The following is a 21,445-nucleotide window of genomic DNA, read 5'->3' on the forward strand; positions in this document are numbered from 1 at the left end:
ATTTCATCTCCAGCCCTGACGCTCAGGCACGCTCGCCGATCTCGATGGCGACACGCTCGCCCGACTCCATCGCCGATTCCATCCCGAAATCGAGCCTGCGGGTATGCTCGCCGGCAAAGTGCATGACCTGCCAGGGATCGGTCATCGTGCGCGCGAAGGCGTTGACCTGCCCGGGAGCGAGACTGAACCCGCAGCCCAGCTGGTTCGGGTCGCGCGCCCAGTCCTTGTAGGTCTGGTAGCGCAGGAGCCCCTTCGCGGCAGGGCGCATGCGCACCAGCTCGCTCTGGACGAAGGCCTCCGCTTCCTCGTGCTGCATGCGCGAGATCGCCTGTGCGACCTTGCCCACCATCACGATCATCGCGCGGTGCTGGCCTTCGCCGGTATGGTTGTCGATCCCCCAGAACATGCCGATCGGACCATCGCTCGAGAACGAGGCGGGAAGTCCGTCTTCCTTCCAGAACGGCTTCTCGACGGTGAGATACATGCGCGCGGTATTGGCATAGGGCATCGTCGATATCGCCTGGCGCTGAAGCGGATTGTCGCTACTCGCGGTGATCGCGATGTTGCGCAGCACGGTGAAGGGCAGTGCCGAGATCACGAAGCGCGCCTTGTAGACCGAGCCGTCGGTACACGACACGCTTGCCCCGGCATCGTTCATGTCGATCGCCGCGACCCGCTTGCCGGTGCGCACCGCATCGCCAAGCTTTGCCGCCATCGCGAGGGGGAGCTTCTGGCATCCGCCGACGATGTTGCTGATCGAGGCCAGCCCGTCGACCAGGTTGCGATCATTGGCCTCGCCAAAGGGGTGGTCGCGTTCGACCTCGGCAGGTGCGCTCTCGACGCGCCGGTCGATGCTGCCGCGCGTCGCTTCCTGCCACATGCGCAGCATCGAGGTCTCGTCGATGCCGATGCCGGGCGCGGACATTGCCGCCAGCTCTATCGCCGCCTCGCTGTAGCCCTCGCGCTGCATCAGCTGGCGCAGCGAGATGTCGGAGGCGGAAAAGCGCGGATCGAGCCACTCGTCGACTTCCTTGAGCGGGTTGTGCCTGGCCATGACGGCCTGCCCCATCAGGATCGGATTGATGGCGCGTTCGTCACCGACGGTGCCGTTGAGCGGGTTGTTCTCCCAGTCCGCCGGGTCGACCCAGGTATCCTGAAGATGCGCGCCGAAGCCGAGCAAGTCGCGGTCCTCGGGGATCAGTTCGAGGCCGTGGCGGCGCACCGCATCGAGCACGCGGGCGTAACTGCGTCCGATCTGGCTCGCGCCCACGTCGATCGGGCCATCGGCCGTCTGTACCGTCTGCACCCGGCCACCGACCTGCGCTCCAGCCTCGAGCACCACCACCCGCATGCCGAGCGCACTGAGCAGCTCGGCCGAATGCAGCCCGGAAAGGCCCGCCCCGACGATAACGACATCGGCCTGCTCTGCTGCGAAGGCCATGCGCGGCATGGCAAGGGCAGCAGCGCCCAGCGCCCCTGCCCCGACAAGGTGGCGACGGGTGATCATTGGCTGTCTCCTCTCGAAATCTCTCGAGAGGATGTGTTCCGCGCCCAGATCGCACGAGCGAGACGGGCCTGCCTGCTGGCCGCGCATCGGATAGGAAAACGAGGATGCAATCAGTTGCAGCGCAACCCCAGGTCGAGATGCTCGCGCAAGAGCCGCGCGAATTCGTCATCCGCGAAGGCAAGGAACCCGTGGCCGCAACCGGTCAGCTCGACCAGTCGGGCATGACGCAGGCGGACGAAGGCCGTGCGTGTGACCGCCTCCAGATCGTCGCGGGCATTGAGGACCAGCACCTCCCTGTCCAGCCGGTCGAGCGCAGCGGGCATGTCGTATCCGAATACCGCGCGGTAGGCCCAGCTCATGCGTGCTCCCAGCCTTAGGCACTCGGCCATGGCGACCTGCCTTTGCTCGGCGCTCATGCGGGTGTCGGCGAAGGCATCCTGAAATGCGCGCAGGCGTTCGACGAGGACGAGGCTGCCGTCGGGCGCGGGGAACAGCGTATCGAGACCCGCCAGCATCTGTGCGCGCATCTCGGCATCGAAAGCAGGCAGGCTGCACAGCACCAGCCGCCGTACGCGTTCGTCGTCTAGCGCCAGCTGCGTGGCCACGACCGAGCCGGTATGATGGCCGATCACGTCGAATGCCTGCACCTCGATGCCCATGGCCGGACCAAGATCGTCGACGAGATCGCGCATGAGCGCCACGAAGTCGGCAATGGCCAGAGGCTCGGGCGGCGGATCGCTCATGCCGTAGCCGGGCATGTCGGGCGCAATCACCCAGCGATCGTGCGCGAGATGGCACATCAGCGCTTCCCAGTCCCCCCCGTTGCTCGGGGTCTGGTGGAGGCACAGCACCGGCGGCGCCAGTGGTCCGTGCCCCTTGGCGGGGCCGGCCAGCCGCAAGTGCAGCTGGCCGAAGCGCGAAGGACGGTAGAGGCGTTGCAGCATGACCATCCTCCGCGCGCGCCGTTCAGTGGGCGGCCAGCTTGTAGCGCGAGAACACGCCCAGACTGACGATCTGCAGCGCTGCCGGGATGAGCGAATAAAGCAGCACGATGCCGGTGATCGCATGCGGGGTCTGCTCGACAGCGCCGCCGGTCGAGGACACGAAGCCGAAGGCGCTCATCACGAGCCCGGCAATGACCGGGCCCAGCGCGAAGGAGAGCTTCTCGATGGCCGAGAAGAGCCCGGCGAAGATGCCCTCGTTGGCGACCCCGCTGGTGCGGCGCTGGTAGTCGATGGTGTCGGTCAGCATCGAGAGCGCGAGCATCACGAAGGCCGAATTGACCATGCCGATGAGCGCCCCGCGCACGAGCACGAGCAAGTGCTGGGTACCGAAGGCTCCAACGCCCGGCAGGGTGAAGAGCACGTCGCTGGCCGGTTCCATCCAGTACCATGTGACCGTCACCAGCATCCACGAGAACGAGGCAAAGACGTAAGTGCGCGACTTGCCCCAGCGGCGGCTGAGGACGAACCACAAGGGCTGCGCGAGGATGCCGGCGATCGCCATCACGAGGATGAACAGCGGGATGATCCAGACCGCCTGCAAGGCATATAGAAACACGAAGCCGATTACGGTGTAGCCGGAGGCCTGGCCGATGTTCTGGATCAGGCAGGTGGTGATCAGCACCAGATAGGGCTTGTTGCCCATGATCGCCGAGAGCTGGCTCACCAGCGAGCCCGGAGCGATGTCGTCCTCGATCATCGGCACCCGTGCAAGGCCCAGCGCAGTCACGAGCATCGTCACCAGGCACACCGCACCCAGCGTGAAGGCCATCATCGTCCAGCCATGTTCGCCCCCGCCCAGCCAGTAAATCATCGGCTGTGCCACGCCGACACCGATCAGCACGCCGAGCGTCGAGAAGACCATGCGGAAGATCATGATGCGGGTGCGCTCGTGCGGATCGTTCGACAAGGCCGCGGCAATCGCCAGATAGGGCACCGAGAACATCGAAAAGGCAGTCGAGGCGAGGAAGAACAGGAAGCAGGTCAACGCCGCCGAGAGTGTCGGGCTGGCGCTCTCGGTCAGGGTGAACAGGGCTACGAAGCCAAGACTCGTGAGCATCGCCCCGGCAACGAGGAACGGCGTACGACCGAAGCGCTTGCGCACCTTGTCCGACCATGCGCCGACCAGCGGATCGCAGGCGATCAGCCACAGCTTCGGGATCAGCACGACCAGCCCTGCCAGCCAGGCCTCGACGCCCAGCATCGTGGTCATGAACAAGGGCAGGAGCACGGCCGGCGTATCGCGGAAGATCTGCGCGCCAAGCTGGCCTGTCCCGTAGCGCAGCAGGACGGAGGTGCCGACCTTGCCCTCGATCCCGGTGCTGGCCGGGGCGGTTGGTGACGGTGCGGTGAGGGTATCGGTCATCTCGGGGGGCGTGCTCCGGGCAATTCTGGTCATGTTGGAGTGGTGGCAATGGCTGGCGCGATGCCTGCCGAGCCGCAAGGTACCGGATGTGTGCCATCGACAGTTTCGTGCCTTAAACGTGCTCGGATTTATCCGACTGACGGAGGACAAACGCGCCGACGATGGATCGCCGCAAGGTTTGAGTGAACGTTCATTTTAATGTATCCGACGCCGGAATTCCGGCTATTGACGCGCCCTCGAAACAGGAGCCCTATTCCAGCATGTTATCCCGCCTTCTCGCCTGCACGGCCATTACACTGACCTTCTCGACCCCGGCATGGGCCGAAGCTCGTGACGCGGACGCTGTCGACCTAGCAGCGGCACGCGAACGCGCCGAGACAACCGTCAAGGCCATGAAGCAGGATGAGAAGACCGTCATCACCCACGGCATCATGCCGCTGCCCGGTGCCGGCAAGGCGGTCGAAATCCCCGAGGACGCGATCATCGGTGCTGGCTATATCCACGGTGTACCGCGCCTCGGCATCCCGGCCCTGCGCGAAACCGACGCAAGCCTGGGGGTGAGCTGGGTCACCGGCGCCCGCAAAGACTACTCCACCGCCCTGCCCTCGGCGGTCGGCCAGGCGTCCACCTGGAATGACGCCCTGATCGAGCAGGGCGGCGCGATGATCGGCGCAGAGGCGCGCGCGAAGGGCTTCAACGTCCTGCTTGCAGGCGGCGCCAACCTCGCGCGCGATCCGCGCAACGGACGCACTTTCGAATACTTTTCGGAAGACCCCCTGCTGACCGGCGAACTGGCCGGTTCTGCGATCCGCGGCGTCCAGTCGAACCACATCATCTCCACCATCAAGCACTTTGCCCTCAACGGGCAGGAAACCGGCCGCAAGTTCGTCGACGTGCAGATCACGCCCGCTGCCGCGCACGAGAGCGACCTGCTCGCCTTCCAGATCGGCATCGAGAAGGGGCAGCCCGGCTCGGTCATGTGCGCCTACAACCGGGTCATGGGCGAGCAGGCCTGCAATTCGGACTGGCTGCTCAACGACGTGCTCAAGGGTGAGTGGGACTACCCCGGCTTCGTCATGTCCGACTGGGGCGCCGTGCCCTCGATCGATGCTGCGATGAACGGGCTCGACCAGCAGTCGGGCGAGCAGGTCGATCCCGACGTGTTCTTCGCCGACAAGCTGGCAGCAAAGGCCAAGAGCGACCCGGCATGGGCGAAGCGGCTCGACGACATGAACGCGCGCATCCTGACCGCAATCTACGCGACCGGACTCGACAAGCACCCGGCCGAACCGGGCGGCAAGATCGACTGGGACGCGCACGCCGCGGTGACCGAGGAAGTCGCGCGTCAGGGCATCGTCCTGCTCAAGAACGAGGGCATTCTGCCGCTCGCCAAGACCGCGAAATCCATCGCGGTGATCGGCGGCTATGCCGATGGCGGCGTGCTTTCGGGCGCGGGTTCGAGCCAGGTCATGGGCGAAGGCGGACCAGCCGCGCGCCTTCCGGTCGCAGGCTCGGGCATCTGGGCCGGGTTCATCTCGGAGAGCTATCACCGCTCCAGCCCGATGAAGGCCATGCAGGCCATCGTGCCCGAGGCATCGATCAAGTACCGCCAGGGCCAGTATCTCACCGATGCCGCGGAACTGGCCGCGCGCTCCGAAGTCGCCATCGTCTTCGCGACCCAGTGGATGACCGAGGGCCTCGACGTGCCCGACCTCTCGCTGCCGCGCGGGCAGGATGCTCTGATCGCCGCGGTCGCTGCGGCCAATCCCAACACCATCGTCGTGCTCGAGACCGGCGGCCCGGTGAAGATGCCCTGGCTCGACAAGGTCAAGGGCGTGGTCGAGGCCTGGTACCCCGGTACACGCGGCGGTGAGGCCATCGCCTCGGTGCTGTTCGGCGATGCCAATCCCTCGGGCCACCTGCCGCTCACCTTCCCTGCCGACGAGAGCCAGCTTCCGCGCCAGCGCATCGACGGCACCGACTGGGTCGAGCCCGACTTCGGCGGCAACCCCAAGGATGGCAAGGACGACCTTCCCGCGAACTTCAACATCGAGGGATCGGACGTCGGCTATCGCTGGTTCGCACGCACTGGCAAGAAGCCGCTGTTCCCCTTCGGCTATGGCCTGAGCTATACCAGCTTCGCGCATGGCACGCCCACGCTCTCGAGCATGACCGCCAGCGTCGCGGTCACCAATACCGGCAAGCGTCAGGGTGCCGACGTGGTCCAGCTCTACCTCGTCGACCGCGCCGGCAAGGCCGAGCGTCGTCTGGTCGGCTATGGCCGCGTGGACCTTGCACCGGGCGCCAGCCAGACCGTCTCGATGAAGATCGACCCGCGCCTGCTCGCAGACTGGAAGGACGGCAAGTGGACGATCCCGGCCGGGACCTACACTTTCGCCGCCGCAAGCGATGCCGAGAGCTTGGGCAAGACGGTATCGGTCAAGATGAAGGCGCGCAGCTGGAAGGACTGAACTGACGTGGCGCAGGGAAGCAGTTTGTCTGCTCCCCTGCGCTGCCGCCCATTACCAGGCGACAGGTTCACCGAGCAGATTGACGAACTGGCCGCTGTCCTTCGCGCCCAGCGTCTCGATCACGGCAAGCTGCCTTGCGACGCTGTCCGCCACCGGCCATGTCGCTGCCTCGCCGCCAAGGTCGGTCTGCGTCCAGCCGGGCGCCATCGAGACCACCGATATCCCCTCACCCGCAAGGTCGATGGCCAGTCCGCGCGTCACCATGTTGAGCGCAGCCTTGCTGGTGCGGTAGGCATGGCTCTGGCCCATGGTGTTGTCCGCGATCGAGCCGAGGTCCGAAGACATCATCACGACCAGCTTGCGCTCACCGCGCGAAAGCGCCTCTCGCAGCGCCACGGTCAGGCGGAACGGGCCAATGGTGTTGACCCGCAGAATTTCCTCCCACAGCGCATAGTCCATGCCCTCGAGGCTCTGGCGCGCGGCATCGCTGGCCCAGCTGCCGCCGTAGAGCCCTGCATTGTTGACCAGTACGTCGACCGCCTCGCCGGCGATGCGCTTTGCAAAGTCATCGATGCTCTCGCCGCTGCCGGTATCGAGCGCCTCGATCCGGCACTGTCCGGGATGTGCCTGCGCCAATGCGCGCAGCTCCCTGGCGCGAGCCGGGTCGCGCACGGTGGCAATGACGCGCAGGCCCTTGGCGAGGCACTGGCGCACGTATTCGAGCCCGATACCGCGATTGGCACCGGTGACGATCCAGCATTGCTGCGCCATGGTCACTTGCCCCCCTTCTTGGCAGGCACCTCGGGCGCGACATCACGCGCATAGCGGCCCCAGGTATCGACGACGCCATGATCGGGACCGTCGGTGGGTTCCTCGAAGAGGTCGGGCCGCACCCGTTCGACGTGGCGGCGCACCGCGGGCAGGATGTCCTCGGCGGTCCCGGTGATCTTGTAGCTGTGCATGCGGCCCATGAGCACGCCGTCGACGCCGCTCTCGCCCATCATCATCCACGGCCACCACGGCCCCTGCCGGGTAAAGCCCGCATGATAGCGCGCCGAGGCAAGCGAGCGGTCGTCGATCTCGTCGACCGGGGTGTAGATCGTGAAGTGCTCGGACGGGTTGACCACCGGGCCCGTGCTCGCCTTGGGCCAGAGCGCCTTGGTCACAGGGTTGGGATATTCGTGCGCGTAGTCCCAGCCAAGCAGGTACTGGTCGCCGAACTTCTGCCAAGGCAGCAGGAACGGCTCCTCTGCCGCCTCGCCCGCGCCCTCGCCGGTGCTGTTGTTGACGGTGGTGCTGCCGTTGACCTGATAGACCTTCTTGGTGAGGCCAAGGCTCCCGCGAAAGGCATCGTTGTAGAACGAATAGACCTTCACCTTCTCGCCGGTCCAAGGATTGTCCCAGGTATCGAGGACCTCGCCGGTGTGCAGGTCGGTAAAGACGCTGCACTCCTTGCCCATGACCTTCACGGTGCCGTCGGGCTGGATCACGTTGCGGATATTGCCGAAGCCGCAGAAGTTGAACAGCGGGCGCGCGCGCTCTTTGCCGATGATCGCATATTGGGTGCCGTGGTAGGCCGAAATCACCGCCTTCTCGCCGATCGTGCCCCACATTTTGGCAAAGCCGTAAAGGTTCTCGCGCGGGTCCATCACGTCGAGCGGGCGCATCGTCCCTCCGCCACGCGGTGCCGCGCCGGCCTGAACGCCTCCCAGCGCCAGTCCCGGCACCACTGCGCTAGCTCCGGCCAGCGCGCCCAGCGCACGGCGCCGCGACACCGCGCCCGTCATCGTCTCGAACAGCATCGTCTTTCTCTCCCTGCAACGGGACGGCCCGCGCCATCCCCTGTCGTTTTCAGCGGAACAGCCTCGGCGCGAAGTCGAGGAAATAGCGGCGCCAGTTGATCCACTCGTGCCCGCCGCCGCTCTCGTTGTAGACATGGTCAATGCCGTATTCGTCGAGCAGTGCGCGGGTCGGGGCGACGGTTTCGTAAAGGAAATCCTTCTCACCCATCGCGTAGTAGACCAGCTTCATCTCCTTGGCGCTTTGGCGCAGCGCTGCGTCGTACTTTTCGGCATATGTCTCGACGCCGTTGAACGCGCTGCCTGCGGACAGGCCCATCGAGAACACCCCGATCCAGTGGAACAGCTCGGGGTGGGTAATGCCGTTGCGCAAGGTATGCGAGCCGCCCATCGAGAGCCCTGCCATCGCCCTTGCATCTGCCCGCGCATCGGTGCGGTAATGGCTGTCGACGTAAGGGATGAGATCACGCGTCAGGTCGTTGCCGAAGTCGGGATTGTCGAGCGTCATCGTCCCCGGACGCAGCGGGGTATGGCCATCGGGCATGACCACGATCATCGGTCTGGCCTCGCCCTTGGCGTAGAGGTTGTCGAGGATGCGGTTCGCCCGTCCCACGCTGGTCCAGCTGTCGTCGCTGTCGCCCGCGCCATGGACGAGATAGAGCACCGGGTAAGTGCCCTTGCCCTTCTCGTAGCCCGGCGGCGTGTAGACGTGCGCGCGTCGCTTCATACCGAGCGAGGACGACCAGTATTCGAGCGTCGCGACGCTGCCGTGCGCGATCTTCGGGTCCCAGGCCTGAAAGGCGCCTTCGGGTCCGGTCACCTCGAAGGTGGAATCGATGCCCTTGAGCTCTTCGGAGAAGGTCTTGCCCAGCGGATCGACGGTCTTCACCCCGTCTACGCGGAACGCGAAGCGGTAGGTATCGGCGGCGATGGACTTGGGCGTGGTTACGCTCCACAACCCGGTCGCGTCCTTTTGCATCACAAGTCCCTGCGGCGTTCCGGGCGGGAAGCCCATCGGGATCACATCCATGATATCCGAGCTGGTGAGCACAACTTCCTTGGCGTCCGGCGCGCAAAGGCGAAAGGTCACGCGCTGGTCCTCGCCCTGCTCGACCGATTTGTAGGGCATCGGACCCGAGTAGAACGGCGGCGTCACACAGGTGCTCGGATCGAGCTTGGGCATCTGCATCTGCGCGCTGGCTGGCGAACCCGCAGCCACGCCCGCCACCAGCCCTGTCAGCGCCAGTGTGCCACATCGACGACCCAAGCTCTTGAAGTCCCTCACTGCAATCTCCTCGATGGTGGTGAGCTGCCAGCGCCACACGCCGGTTCATGATCACCCAGCTCTCGATCGCCAGCTTCGGTAGGAAGGTGGGGTAGGTGCGAGGCTGGCCGCACGACCTGTTCGCCTGTCGGACAAGCATACCAAGCATGGCGGAGCGTTCACGCCGCCGGGGCACGCTCGGACCTGTATCGGGCGAGGCAGGGAGAACGCACATGGGGAAATCCAAGGATCGTATCGTCGGCAAGGGCCGCATCGCACGCTGGAGCGCGGCGCTCGCGCTAGGCGCAATGACCGTCGCTCCCTCGCTCGCCGCTGATGAAGCCTACGACCCAGAGAAGGTCTATCGCGAGCGGCTCGAGATCTACCTCACCGACTACAGCAAGTTCGTCTACGAACCGATGGAAGAAATGCCCGGCGATCCCCGGTGGCAACCGTTCGAGCACCGCGCCGCGCCCTCGATCGACCCGGCATCTCTCGAGGATGCTCGTGCCTATGCCGAGGCGATGAACTCGAGCGCCTTTATCGTGTGGCGTGACGGGAAGATCGAGACCGAGTGGTATGTCGAAGGCAACGACGTGCACAGCGAACTCGTGTCCAAGTCGCTCTCCAAGCCGCTTGCAGCGATTGCGGTGGGCCGCGCCATCGCGATGGGCAAGATCACCTCGCTCGACGAGCCCATCGCCCGCCTCATCCCCGAACTGGACGGCACGCAGAAGGGGCGCATTCTCATCCGCCACCTGCTCGACATGCGCTCGGGGATGCAGCACCAAAGCGTGAGCACCGATCCGGCGAGCCCGCTCAACACTGCCTTCCTCTCGACCGAACATGGCAAGGCGATCATCGAGGATTACCCGATGATCGCCGAGCCCGGCACGATCTACTCCTACGCCAACGCTCCGGCTGACCTCATCGCCGAACTGATCGAACGTGCCACCGGCAGGCGCTACGGCGAATTCGTCTCGAGCGAAGTGTTGAAACCGCTCGGCGCGCTCGGCGGCGAGGTCTGGCTCGACCGGCCCGATGGCCTTGCCCATTCGGGTTGCTGCATGACGCTGCCCGCCGAGACCTTCCTGCGCCTCGCAGTGCTGCTCCTCGACGACGGTGTCTGGGAGGGCGTACGTCTCCTTCCCGAAGGCTACGTCGCGCAGATGAGCCGGGGCACCGAGCAGAACCCGCATTTCGGTCTCGGCGTCTGGATCGGCGAGCCCTATGCCCAGCGGCGCGGCTTCGGCGCTCCGGGACAGCCGGGTCCGATGGTGCTCCATTCCGAGCCTTACCTCGATCCAGACCTCTTCCTGTTCGACGGCAACTCGAACCAGATCGTCCAGATCTCGCCCGCCAACCGCCTGATCGTGCTGCGCATGGGTGCGACTCCGCCGCGCCCGGGGCCAGACCATCCGGCGGAATGGGACAACAGCTATCTCGTCAACACGCTGATCCGAGGGCTGAAGCCGCTCGGCAAGGAATGATTGCCGCGCCGGTCGGTCCCTCCCCCCCGCCAACCGGCGCGCAGAGCGACAATCTCAATCTATATGTTAAGGGAGGATATACCTTGGAACAGTCCGTATCGAGAAGAACACTGCTGGCAGCGGCCCCGCTCGCCGCATCGCTGGCTGCGGCCCCCGGCCTTGCCCGCGCAGCACCGGGCGCATCGACAAAGCCATCGCTACGACCAGAGGAAGTGGCCGAACGCCTCACCGATCCGGCGACGCGCGCCAAGGTGCAGGCCCGCGTGCGCGGCTCGTGCGGGACCGAGACCGTCCCGGTGTTTTACCGCCTCGACATCTACGGCTTTGCCGGGAACGGCAACCTGATCCCGTTCTTCACGATGAACCATCTCTCGATCAACGAATGGACGCCGCGCGAGGACAACCAGTACGAGGCGCGCACGTTCGAATGCGGCGCCTACTGCAAGTTCGGCACCGACGAACCGCTCGAGGAATGGATCAACCCGATCACTGGCGAGCTGCGCAAGGTCTGGCAGTTCCTCGGAGGGCCTTTCACCGTCACAACCGGCCCTGACGGGATTGTTGCCAAGGGCGCGGAACTGACGCCCAAACCCGCCACGATGGAAGCCTTTGGCGGCACCTTCTTCCTCAATGCCGCGGCCGACATGGCCATCCCCAACCCGATCTCCCAAGAGAAATACCCCAGGCTGTGGAGCGGGCCGATGTCCTATTGGGACACGCTCTCGACCGTCATGACCGGGATCGACGACGCCTTCGACGAAGCGCGCGACAACGTGCCTGCGGTCTACCAGTTCCAGAACATGGCGAGCTGGCATCCCTGGCTGGGCATGGGCGATCACCCCGGACGCACGGTCGGGCGCTCCGTCGGGGCTAAGCTATCGTCGCTCGACGAGATTCCGGGGCCTGCGCGCGCTTCGCTGGAAAAGCTCACCCCGCAGATCTTCGACCGCGAGAGCTGGACCACGCGGCGCATGGACGTGCCCGAATACCTGCGCTCGCTTGAGGGCTGATCCGAAGGCGCGCCCCGCTTGAGCAGGCCGCGCCTCTAATTCGTGCTCAGGCGTCCCACAGCGGGGCCAGCAATGCCGCCGGGTCCTCGAGCACCTCGGGACGGCGCGCGCGGGTCGCCTCGATCCATGCCGGGGGGAATTGCTGCCAGCTTGCATTGTGTCCGCCAACGCCGATGGCGGTGAGGTGTCCGGCGCGCGCGCGCATGTTCAGCCAGGGACGCCACGAACACACGTTGGTGAACGAGACCTGCACCGGAACGCGCGTCGCGCCGGGAGCTTCCATCGCCGCCTTGCTGGCATGGAAGGTATTGCTCTCCGAATAGCGGAAGGGCTTGTCAGCGCCGGGCACTGCCATCGCCGTGCGCGAACGCTCGGTCACCCAGACATCGTCGCCGCGCACGTCGAAGGGCAGCACCTCGTGCTCCATCGTCAGACCCGGTATCTCGCGCTCGAGGTGCAGCGAGAGGTCGGTGCCGATGCGCAGCTTCGAAGGGGGATAGCCGCCTTGCGGCACCGTCACGCTCTCTCCGGTATAAGGGTTCGTGTAAGTGTCGAGCGCCTTTCCGGTCTCGGCATCGGTGAACCAGGCGATCTCGGCATTGTAGACTTCCCAGGCACCGTCGCTCGCCTGCCTAAAGCGCGAGAACACAGCCGAGACTACCGCGAAGAGCGGGTCCATGCGGTCCTCGATCACGCCATAGTAACGCGCCGAAACCCAGCTCATCACGAGGTTCTCGTCGAGCGCGCCGCGCAGCAGCATGAAGGCACGCTGGCGGCCCGCGATGCTATCGAGCTCGAGCGGCTGTCCGCTGCCCCGGCTGCCTGACCCATCGCCCGCACTGGCAGCGCTCCCCCGCGTCGCCGCCAACATCGCTGCCGACGCTATCCCCGTCCCGATCAGTCCACGCCTGTCGATCTGCATTTCCACCGCTCCCTGCTCTCGGATCGTGGCAGCATCGGCACGGTTTGACGAGTGATAACATGGTATCGCAGCCCTATCCGCCAAGCGGCCAGCGAGGTCTTGCAGCAACGCCGCAAAACAGCACCCGAACGCAATCGACCTTGATTGTAACGACCGTTTGATACATTAGCGCAGGCGAATTCGCAGGCGCGCGAAAGGCGCCCTTGATGCGCATACCAAGACACGAGGAACCGCAGATGAGCAGCTATACCCCGCCGATCGAGGACATGAAGTTCCTGCTGGGCAGCGTTCTCGACTACGATGCGCGCATCGCCGCTCTACCCGACTGGGACGAGGTAACCGCCGAATTCGCCGGCGAAGTACTCAATGAGGCCGGCCGCTTTGCCGCCGACAAGCTCGCCCCGCTCAACCTGCCGGGCGACGAACAAGGCGCCAGCCTTGCCGACGGCCTCGTCACCACGCCCACTGGCTTCCCCGAGGCCTACCATGCCTATGTCGAGGCCGGCTGGGCCAGCCTCTCGGGCAGTCCCGAATATGACGGTCAGGGCCTGCCGCGCACGCTGCAGATCCTGCTCGACGAGATCGTCTCGGCGGCCAACGTCTCCTTCGGCCTGTTCCCCGGCCTCACCAGCGGCGCTGCCGAAGCGCTCGCGCACCATGGCAGCGACGAGCTCAAGGCCAAGTGGCTGCCCGGGCTCGTCACCGGCACCGATTGCGGCGCGATGGCGCTGACCGAGGCTTCGGCAGGTACCGACCTCGGGCTCCTGCGCGCCCGTGCAGAGCCGGTCGGCGATGGCAGCTACAAGGTCACCGGGACCAAGATCTTCATCTCCTCGGGCGATCAGGACTTCGGCAACAACGTCGTCCACCTCGTGCTTGCCCGCCTGCCCGACGCACCGGCGGGCGTGAAGGGCATCTCGATGTTCCTCGTCCCCAAGTTCCTCAAGAACGAAGACGGCTCGATGGGCGCGCGCAACACGATGTCGGTCGGCGCGCTCGAGCACAAGATGGGCATCCACGCGCAGCCCACCTGCGTGATGAACTACGACGAGGCCATCGGCTGGCTGGTGGGCGAACCTGGTCGCGGGCTCAACGCCATGTTCACGATGATGAACAAGGAGCGCCTCTTCGTCGGCATCCAGGGCCTCGGTCTTGCCGAGGCAGCGGTGCAGAAGGCAGCCGACTATGCCCGCGAGCGCCTGCAGGGCCGCTCAGCGGACGGCAGCCGCGCACCGGTCGCGATCATCGAACATGCCGACGTGCGCAAGATGCTGCTCACGGGCCGCGGCTTCACCGAGGCGGCGCGCGCACTGGCGACCTGGACCGCGATGCAGATGGACGTGGCCTCGCGCCACCCCGACGCGGCCGTGCGCGCCGAGGCCGATGCCATGGTCGCGCTGCTGACCCCGGTCATCAAGGCCGCCTTCACCGACATGGGCTTCGAGACCACGGTCATCGCGCAGCAGGTCTTCGGCGGTCACGGCTACATCCATGAATGGGGCATGGAACAGTTCGTGCGCGATGCCCGCATCACCCAGATTTACGAAGGCACCAACGGCGTTCAGGCGATGGACCTCGTCGGGCGCAAGCTCGCGCTCGACGGCGGCGCTGCCTTCGAACGCTACGTTGCCGGGATCGAGGCCGACATCGCCGCTCTGGCCGGCAACCAGCTGCTCGAAAGCCATGGCGAGGCGCTTGCCGATGCCATCGCGGCGCTGCGCCGGATCGTCGCGATGCTGGTCGAGAACAAGGGCGACGTCAGCGCGCTCGGCGCTGCGGCGACCGATACCTTGCGCCTCTTCGCGCTGGTCTCGCTGGGCTGGATGTGGCTGCGGATGATGCGCGCCGCACAAGGGCTCGACACGCCGCTCGCACAGCGCAAGCAGCAGGTCGGCGCGTTCTTCTTCGCGCGCATGCTACCCCAGGCGCTCGCGCTGGCAGCGCAGGTCGAGGCTGGCCCGGCCACGATCATGGCGATGGACGCCGAGCTGTTCTGAGGGCTAGAGGGGGCACCACGTACAAGATCTGCACACCCGTGCCCCCAAACGTCAGCCCGAGGCCCAGATGAACGAACACGATCCCGCCGCCCGCCACCACCACGCGCAGGTCGACCGCCTGCTCGCGATCATGGCGCGGCTGCGCGATCCGGTCAGTGGCTGCGAATGGGACCGCGAGCAGGATTTCGCCTCGATCGCGCCCTATACGATCGAGGAGGCCTACGAGGTCGCCGATGCGATCGCTCGTGAGGACTTGCCTGCCTTGCGCGAGGAACTGGGCGACCTCCTGCTGCAGGTGGTGTTCCATGCCCGCATGGCCGAGGAGCGCGGTGCATTCGACTTCGCCGCTGTCGCCGATGCGATCTCGACCAAGCTCGAGGCGCGCCATCCGCACATCTTCGGAGATGCCAGCGAGGCGATGGGCCAGACCGAGCGCTGGGAGAAGCTGAAGGCACAGGAGCGCGCCGCCAAGGGCGAGACGAGCGCGGTAGACGGCGTCGCGGTCGCCCTGCCCGCACTGATGCGCGCGGAGAAGCTGCAAAAGCGTGCAGCCCGTGTCGGCTTCGACTGGCCCGATCCCTCGGGAGCCGCCGCCAAGGTCGTCGAGGAACTCGACGAACTGGCCGAAGCCGGTGAAGCGGACAAGCTCGAGGAAGCGGGCGACCTGCTCTTCGCCGCGGTCAATGCGGTGCGCCTCAACGGCATCGCGCCCGAGGACGCGCTGCGCGCCGCCAACGCCAAGTTCGAACGCCGCTTTCGCGCGATGGAGACCCTCGCTGCCGGGGAAGGACGCGAGTTCGCAGCGCTCTCCCTCGACGACCAGGAAGCCTACTGGCAGGCAGTCAAGGCCTCAGAGCGCGCGAAAACGGCCTAGTTCGCGCTCGCTGAGGCGTACCGAGATGCGCATCAGCGGCCCCTGCTCGCCCTCACCCGCGGGCTCTTCGGAAAGTACCTCGCCGCGCGCGTGAAGGTAGGCGATGCGCTGGCCATCGGCAGCGGGCAGAACGAACTCGTAAGTTTTGGCTCCGGCATTGAGCTGGTGCCCGACGACTTCGAGCAGGTTCTCGCAGCCCTCGCCGGTCAGTGCCGAAACCGGAACGATAGTCTCGCCATCGCGGTGCGCCATCGTCTCGCGCAGGAGTTCGTCCTGCTCCGCCTCGAGCAAATCCCACTTGTTCCAGACCTCGATGATCGGGATCGGCTCTTCGGGATCGGCCTCGGGGTCAAGCTCGGCCTCGCCATCGGGAATGACGCCGAGATCGCTCAGGACGCCGAGCACCTGTCGCTTCTGCGATTCGGTATCAGGGTTGGCGATGTCGCGCACGTGCAGGATCACGTCGGCTGCGGTCACCTCTTCGAGCGTGGCGCGAAACGCCGCGACGAGCTGGGTCGGCAGGTCCGAGATGAAGCCCACGGTGTCGGACAGGATCGCCTTCTCGACGCCGGGAAGACGGATCGCGCGCATCGTCGGGTCGAGCGTCGCGAAGAGCAGGTCCTGCGCGAAGACACCCGCACCGGTCAGGCGATTGAACAGCGTCGACTTGCCGGCATTGGTATAGCCGACCAGAGCGACCACCGGCCAAGGCGCCTTCTCGCGCCGGTCGCGATGCAACCCGCGCGTGCGGCGCACCTGCTCGAGCTCGCGGCGGATGCGACCCATGCGGTCGCGGATCATGCGCCGGTCGGCCTCGATCTGCGTCTCGCCCGGACCACCGAGGAAGCCGAAGCCGCCACGCTGGCGTTCGAGGTGAGTCCAGCTGCGCACGAGGCGGCCAGCCTGATAGTCGAGGTGCGCCAGTTCGACCTGCAGGCGGCCCTCGGCGGTCGCCGCGCGCTCGCCGAAGATCTCGAGGATCAGCCCGGTGCGGTCGATGACCTTGCGCTTGAGCTTTTCCTCGAGGTTGCGCTGCTGGATCGCCGAGAGCGAGCCGTCGACGACGATCAGCTCGGCCTCGTGCAGTTCGCAGGCGGTCGAAATGTTGAGGATCTGGCCTTCGCCGAAGAGCGTGCCCGGACGCGGTTCGCGGATCGGAATGACCTGGGCTTCGGCTATGACCAGCCCGATGGCGAGGGCAAGACCCTTGGCCTCTTCGAGGCGCGCTTCAGGGTCGAGCTCGGCGCTGCCCCGGGCGCTTGCGCGCATGTGCGGATAGACGACGAGGGCACGCGCACCGCGCGTGACCTCGCCCTGAAGATCATCGTTCAATGGGTTTCAGCTTCGCTTGCTCAGTCGTCGGCTTCTTCATGCGCCTGAAGATCGACCGGGGTCACCGGCTGAATCGTCGAGACGGCATGCTTGTACGCCAGCTGGACGTAGCCTTCGCGCTCGAGCAGCATGCAGAACAGGTCGTAGGCGGCGACGCGGCCCTGCAGCATGACGCCGTTGATCAGGAACATCGTGACCTGCACGCCGGCGCTGCGGATGCTGGAGAGGAAGACGTCCTGCAGGACGCGGGTCTTCTTGTTGCTCTCGCCGGTCGAGAACTGGCGCGCATCGACCGGGGTCGAGGGCATGATCGTCGAGATGGCGTGCTTGTAGACCAGCTGCGACTGGCCGTCGCGGCGCAGCAGGATCGAGAAGTTGTCGAACCAGGTGACAATGCCCTGCAGCTTGACGCCCTTGACGAGGAACATCGTCACCGGGGTCTTGTTCTTGCGCAGAAGATTGAGGAACTGGTCCTGCAGGTTCTGGCCCTTGCCTGCCGAAGCCGCGGGTGCGGGAGCCGGAGCGGCTGCCGGTGCGGCCGGCTTGGCCTCTGCTTCGCCCGCGGGTTCAGCGCTCTTGGGTCGTGCCGAAAGCGTTCGACCTGCCATGATATTCTCCTTCTTTTTGGCGGCCGCCAATGCGGTCCGCGATCTGGCGCGATCCCTCAGGGATTCATGCCGTAACCGAATCGAAAATTAACCGTTTGTTGCAGTGCAGTAAATCCGAAACTTGTGTCAACGCGATTACGCCGTGCCCTCGCCGGTCTCCTCGCCCTCGCGCCCGCCGGACATTCCCAGCAGTTTCAGCTTCCTGTGCAGAGCCGAACGTTCCATGCCGATGAACGAGGCGGTCTTCGAGATATTCCCCGAGAACCGCCGGATCTGCACGCGCAGGTATTCGCGCTCGAAACTTTCGCGCGCCTCGCGCAAGGGCGCGCTCATCAGCACCGTCGCACCCGAGTCGTTGCCGCCGCGCGCGCTGAAGATCTCGGGCGGAAGCATGTCTGCCTCGATCCGCCCCAGCTTCTCGCGCGGGGCCATGATCACGGTGCGCTCGACCACATTGCGCAGCTGGCGCACGTTGCCCGGCCATTCGTAGGCCTGCAGCGCAGTCATCGCTTCGGGCGAGACCTGCGGCGGGGGCACGCCCTGCTCGTTGGCGTAGCGCGCGAAGAAATGATCGACGAGCGCGGGGATGTCGTCACGCCGCTCGCGCAGAGCCGGGATCGTGAGCGGCACCACGTTGAGGCGGTAGAACAGGTCCTCACGGAAGCGGCGCTCGGCAATCTCCTTCTCGAGATCGCGCGAGGTGGACGAGACCACGCGCACGTCGACGCGAATCTGGCGCGTGCCGCCCACGCGCACGAAGGCCTGGTCGGTCAGCACGCGCAGGATGCGTGCCTGCGTCGAGAGCGGCATGTCCGAGACCTCGTCGAGGTAGAGCGTGCCACCATCGGCGGTCTCGAGCAGGCCGGGGCGTACCAGCGCGCCTTCGGCTTCCTCGCCGAACAGTTCCTGCTCGAAGCGCTCGGGCGTGATGCGTGCCGAATTGACGCTGACGAAGGCATTGCCCGCCCGCGGACTCCAGGCGTGAAGCAGGCGTGCGGCGACTTCCTTGCCCGAACCCGCCGCGCCCGAAATGAGCAGGCGGCTGCCGGTATTGGCGATGCGCTTCAAGGTCGCGCGGACCTGGTTGATCGGCGCGCTCGAGCCGGTGAATTCCTCGCCGGTCGAGAAATCCTGGCGAAGCTGCTGGTTTTCGCGGCGCAGGCGATCGGTCTCGGTCGCCTTGCCGACGAGGTGGAGCAGCTTCTCGGCCTCGAAGGGCTTCTCGATGAAGTCGACCGCCCCGCGCCCGATGGCGGCGACGGCGGTGTCGATGTTGCCGTGACCGGAGAAGATGATCACCGGCAGTTCGGGCTCGCGCGCCTTGATCGCATCGAGCACCTCGAGCCCGTCCATCGGACTGCCGTGGAGCCACACGTCGAGCAGGACCAGCGACGGACGGCGGGTGTCGATCTCGGCCAGCGCGGAAGTGCTGTCGCCGGCAGTCCGGCATTCATAGCCTTCGTCGCTCAATACGCCAGCGACCAGTTCGCGGATATCGCGTTCATCATCGACGATCAGGATTTCGAGTGCCATGGCTGGGATCTTCTTCTTACTCTGGGTCAGTTTGCTGCGTATCGTGACGCGCTCGCGTGGGGCGGCCCGAAAGGCTCATGTCGGACCGCGCGGATGGAGTGGTCTCATTCGGCGGCCTCCGACTTGCGCGCGCTTTCGAGCGGATCGGTGGCGAAGCGCATGGTGACGCTGGTGCCGCCACCCTCGGCAGGCAGAAACACCATGTCGCCGCCATGTTCCTCGACGATCTTGTTGACGATGGCGAGACCGAGCCCGGTGCCCTTCTCGCGCGTGGTGACATAAGGCTCGATGATGCGCTCGCGATCCTGCGAGAGGCCTATCCCATTGTCAGTGATGCGCACGAAGACCGAGCCCTCGCGGCTTGAGACCTGCACCTCGATCCGGCCTTCGTAGCCCTCGCCCGCGTCCTTTTCCCTCGCCTCGATCGCCTCGACCGCGTTCTTGAGCACATTGGTCACGGCTTGTCCGAACTGGTGGCGGTCGCAATCGATCATGCCGACCTCGGCCTCGGTGGAGAACCGGAACCCGATCTCGGGCCGGGCCACTTCCTGGAGGAACAGCGCCTGACGGGTGAGCGCGACCGGGTCCTCGGCGCGGAAGACCGGCTTGGGCAGACGCGCGAAGGACGAGAACTCGTCGACCATACGGCGAAGGTCCCCGACCTGGCGGATGATCGTGGCGGTAAGGTCCTCGAACAGTTCGGGATTGTCGACGATCTGCTTGCGATAGCGGCGGCTCAGCCGCTCGGTCGCGAGCTGGATCGGGGTGAGCGGGTTCTTGATCTCGTGCGCGATGCGCCGCGCCACGTCGGACCAGGCCGCAGTGCGCTGGTCGAGCAGCTGGCGGGTGATGTCCTCGAAGGTGATCACGTGGCCGGTGGCATCGCGGCTGGTCTTGACCGCCAGCGTGAGCAGCTCGCCGCCCCGGCTGTACTGCACCAGACCCGAGGCCGTGCCCTGCTCGATCATTGCGGCAATCGCCGGGGCGAGTTCTGCCAGGGGCATGCCCTCGGGTGCCTCGGCGCGATTGGTCAGCTTCAGCGCGGTCGAGTTCATCAGCAGGATGCGCCCCTGCTCGTCGAGCGAGATGATCCCCGAGGTGACCGATTCCAGCACCGCCTCGATGAACAGGCGCCGCTCGTGCAACTGCCGGTTGGCTCCGAGCAGGGCCTGAGTCTGCTTGTCGATCTGCGCGGTCATGCGGTTGAAGGCGCGGTTGAGCAGACCGATCTCGTCGGCCCCGGTGCGCCCTTCAAGCTGCAGCGCATAATTGCCCGCCCCGACCCGGCGTGCGGCCTCGACCAGTTCGTAGAGCGGCTGGACCTGCCTGTCTGCGAAGCGCAGCGCGAACCAGACCGAAAAGCCGACGAGCACCAGCGAGGCGACGAACAGGGCGATGTTGAAGCGCAACTGCAACACCCGCGCCCGGCTCGTCAGGACCTCGTAGGCGCGCACGATGTTTTCGGCACGTTCGCCCTGGCTGAGCGAGAGCAGGTCGGAACTTCGCGCGACCAGCAAGTAGACCCCCGAGCGGCGCATGATCGGCGCTGCCGCTACGATCCGGTTGTCGCGCGAATAGGCGACATAGGGATCGCCCTGATCGAGCCGCTCGAGCACTTCGGGACCGATGCGGTTGTTCTCGGACTTGCCATCGGGATCGACGATGATCGGCGTGCGCTGGTCGCCCTCGTCGTCGATCTGGATGATCGCGGCAACCGAGAGATTGCGGCGCAAGACCTGGTCGGCGAGAAATGCCTGGAACTGGCGGCTCGCGACCGGATACTGGCCCAGATAATCGCGCGAATCCGTGGCCATGGCGACGGATTCGTAGCCGACGTCGCGCAAGGTCTGCTCGTAATATCCACGCGCCAGCTTGTTGGCATTCTCGAGCAATCCGCGCGAGTTGTCGGAAAACCAGAACTCGACGCCCGACTGGAACAGCCAGGACGCGAAGATCACCACCAGCAGCGTCGGGATCGCGGAGATCAGCGAGAAGATGAACACCAGACGCACGTGCATCCGCCCGGTCCCGCCAATGCTCTCGGCCGCGCGGCGCAAGGCAATGCGGCGGCCGAGCAACACGAGGATCGCCATGGCCGGAACCAGCGTACCGACGAGCAGCGTGGCCGTCAGGTTGGACGGAAGAGGCTGGCCTTCCTCACCGCCGCGATTGACAGCGATCCACGTGATCGCGGTCATCGCGAAAAAGGCGAAGACCGAGAGTGCTTCGATCAAAACGAAGAAATTCGCCCGCCGCGCAGCGATCTGCATC

General features: G+C 65.8%; 16 protein-coding genes. 5 read left to right on the plus strand and 11 right to left on the minus strand.

Annotated elements, in window-relative coordinates; translation table 11 throughout:
* Window positions 1–22: 22 nt before the first annotated feature.
* From I5E68_RS10435 to I5E68_RS10445, 3 genes are all read right to left on the minus strand, one after another.
* Window positions 23–1,507 carry a flavin monoamine oxidase family protein gene (locus I5E68_RS10435; RefSeq protein WP_197163550.1) on the minus strand — a complete coding sequence of 495 codons (1,485 nt, stop codon included), beginning with the start codon at window positions 1,505–1,507 and terminating at the stop codon, window positions 23–25.
* A gap of 110 nt (window positions 1,508–1,617) precedes the next feature.
* A complete protein-coding gene (locus I5E68_RS10440) occupies window positions 1,618–2,451 on the minus strand; it encodes an alpha/beta fold hydrolase (protein WP_197163551.1) in 834 nt (277 codons plus the stop codon).
* 22 nt (window positions 2,452–2,473) lie between these two features.
* Window positions 2,474–3,874, minus strand: coding sequence for an MFS transporter (locus I5E68_RS10445; RefSeq protein ID WP_197163552.1), 1,401 nt, complete (start codon window positions 3,872–3,874; stop codon window positions 2,474–2,476).
* Between the two features lie 260 nt (window positions 3,875–4,134).
* Here I5E68_RS10445 and I5E68_RS10450 point away from each other — a divergent pair, with 260 nt between their 5' ends.
* The gene (locus tag I5E68_RS10450; RefSeq protein WP_197163554.1) at window positions 4,135–6,345 is read left to right on the plus strand and encodes a beta-glucosidase family protein; all 2,211 of its coding nucleotides are present in this window, start codon (window positions 4,135–4,137) and stop codon (window positions 6,343–6,345) included.
* Between the two features lie 51 nt (window positions 6,346–6,396).
* Here the strand turns inward: I5E68_RS10450 and I5E68_RS10455 are convergent, their stop codons facing one another.
* Genes I5E68_RS10455 through I5E68_RS10465 form a run of 3 tightly spaced genes read right to left on the minus strand, consistent with a single transcriptional unit; the run spans window position 6,397 to window position 9,468 of the window.
* The gene (locus I5E68_RS10455; RefSeq protein WP_197163556.1) at window positions 6,397–7,116 is read right to left on the minus strand and encodes an SDR family oxidoreductase; all 720 of its coding nucleotides are present in this window, start codon (window positions 7,114–7,116) and stop codon (window positions 6,397–6,399) included.
* 2 nt (window positions 7,117–7,118) lie between these two features.
* The gene (locus tag I5E68_RS10460; protein WP_197163558.1) at window positions 7,119–8,147 is read right to left on the minus strand and encodes a DUF1838 family protein; all 1,029 of its coding nucleotides are present in this window, start codon (window positions 8,145–8,147) and stop codon (window positions 7,119–7,121) included.
* A 49-nt stretch (window positions 8,148–8,196) separates the two neighbouring features.
* Window positions 8,197–9,468, minus strand: a complete 1,272-nt coding sequence (locus tag I5E68_RS10465; protein WP_323982132.1) for an alpha/beta hydrolase-fold protein — start codon at window positions 9,466–9,468, stop codon at window positions 8,197–8,199.
* 173 nt (window positions 9,469–9,641) lie between these two features.
* On the opposite strand from I5E68_RS10465, the gene I5E68_RS10470 reads away from it, so the two are divergent.
* Both I5E68_RS10470 and I5E68_RS10475 read left to right on the plus strand, forming a co-directional pair.
* The gene (locus tag I5E68_RS10470; protein WP_197163560.1) at window positions 9,642–10,898 is read left to right on the plus strand and encodes a serine hydrolase domain-containing protein; all 1,257 of its coding nucleotides are present in this window, start codon (window positions 9,642–9,644) and stop codon (window positions 10,896–10,898) included.
* An 83-nt stretch (window positions 10,899–10,981) separates the two neighbouring features.
* Window positions 10,982–11,908, plus strand: a complete 927-nt coding sequence (locus tag I5E68_RS10475; protein WP_197163562.1) for a DUF1838 family protein — start codon at window positions 10,982–10,984, stop codon at window positions 11,906–11,908.
* A gap of 46 nt (window positions 11,909–11,954) precedes the next feature.
* Here the strand turns inward: I5E68_RS10475 and I5E68_RS10480 are convergent, their stop codons facing one another.
* Complete coding sequence (locus tag I5E68_RS10480) at window positions 11,955–12,830, minus strand: DUF1838 family protein (RefSeq protein ID WP_197163564.1); 876 nt, start codon at window positions 12,828–12,830, stop codon at window positions 11,955–11,957.
* A gap of 236 nt (window positions 12,831–13,066) precedes the next feature.
* Between I5E68_RS10480 and I5E68_RS10485 the strand changes: the two genes are divergently transcribed.
* Window positions 13,067–14,827, plus strand: coding sequence for an acyl-CoA dehydrogenase C-terminal domain-containing protein (locus I5E68_RS10485; protein ID WP_197163566.1), 1,761 nt, complete (start codon window positions 13,067–13,069; stop codon window positions 14,825–14,827).
* Window positions 14,828–14,894: 67 nt separating this feature from the next.
* Window positions 14,895–15,701, plus strand: a complete 807-nt coding sequence (mazG, locus tag I5E68_RS10490) for a nucleoside triphosphate pyrophosphohydrolase (RefSeq protein WP_197163568.1) — start codon at window positions 14,895–14,897, stop codon at window positions 15,699–15,701.
* Here mazG and hflX read toward each other — a convergent pair.
* From hflX to I5E68_RS10510, 4 genes are all read right to left on the minus strand, one after another.
* The gene (gene hflX / locus I5E68_RS10495; protein ID WP_197163570.1) at window positions 15,678–17,033 is read right to left on the minus strand and encodes a GTPase HflX; all 1,356 of its coding nucleotides are present in this window, start codon (window positions 17,031–17,033) and stop codon (window positions 15,678–15,680) included. The genes mazG and hflX overlap by 24 nt on opposite strands.
* Before the next feature lie 20 nt (window positions 17,034–17,053).
* Window positions 17,054–17,641 (minus strand): RNA chaperone Hfq, encoded by a 588-nt coding sequence (hfq, locus tag I5E68_RS10500; RefSeq protein WP_197163573.1) that lies wholly within the window; start codon window positions 17,639–17,641, stop codon window positions 17,054–17,056.
* A 135-nt stretch (window positions 17,642–17,776) separates the two neighbouring features.
* Complete coding sequence (ntrX, locus tag I5E68_RS10505; RefSeq protein ID WP_197163575.1) at window positions 17,777–19,174, minus strand: nitrogen assimilation response regulator NtrX; 1,398 nt, start codon at window positions 19,172–19,174, stop codon at window positions 17,777–17,779.
* Between the two features lie 104 nt (window positions 19,175–19,278).
* On the minus strand, window positions 19,279–21,444 hold the full coding sequence (locus I5E68_RS10510) for a sensor histidine kinase (RefSeq protein ID WP_197163577.1): 2,166 nt from the start codon (window positions 21,442–21,444) through the stop codon (window positions 19,279–19,281).
* Window position 21,445 lies beyond the last annotated feature (1 nt).

Origin of the sequence: Novosphingobium aureum (assembly GCF_015865035.1) — a bacterium.
Taxonomy (GTDB): Bacteria; Pseudomonadota; Alphaproteobacteria; order Sphingomonadales; family Sphingomonadaceae; genus Novosphingobium; species Novosphingobium aureum.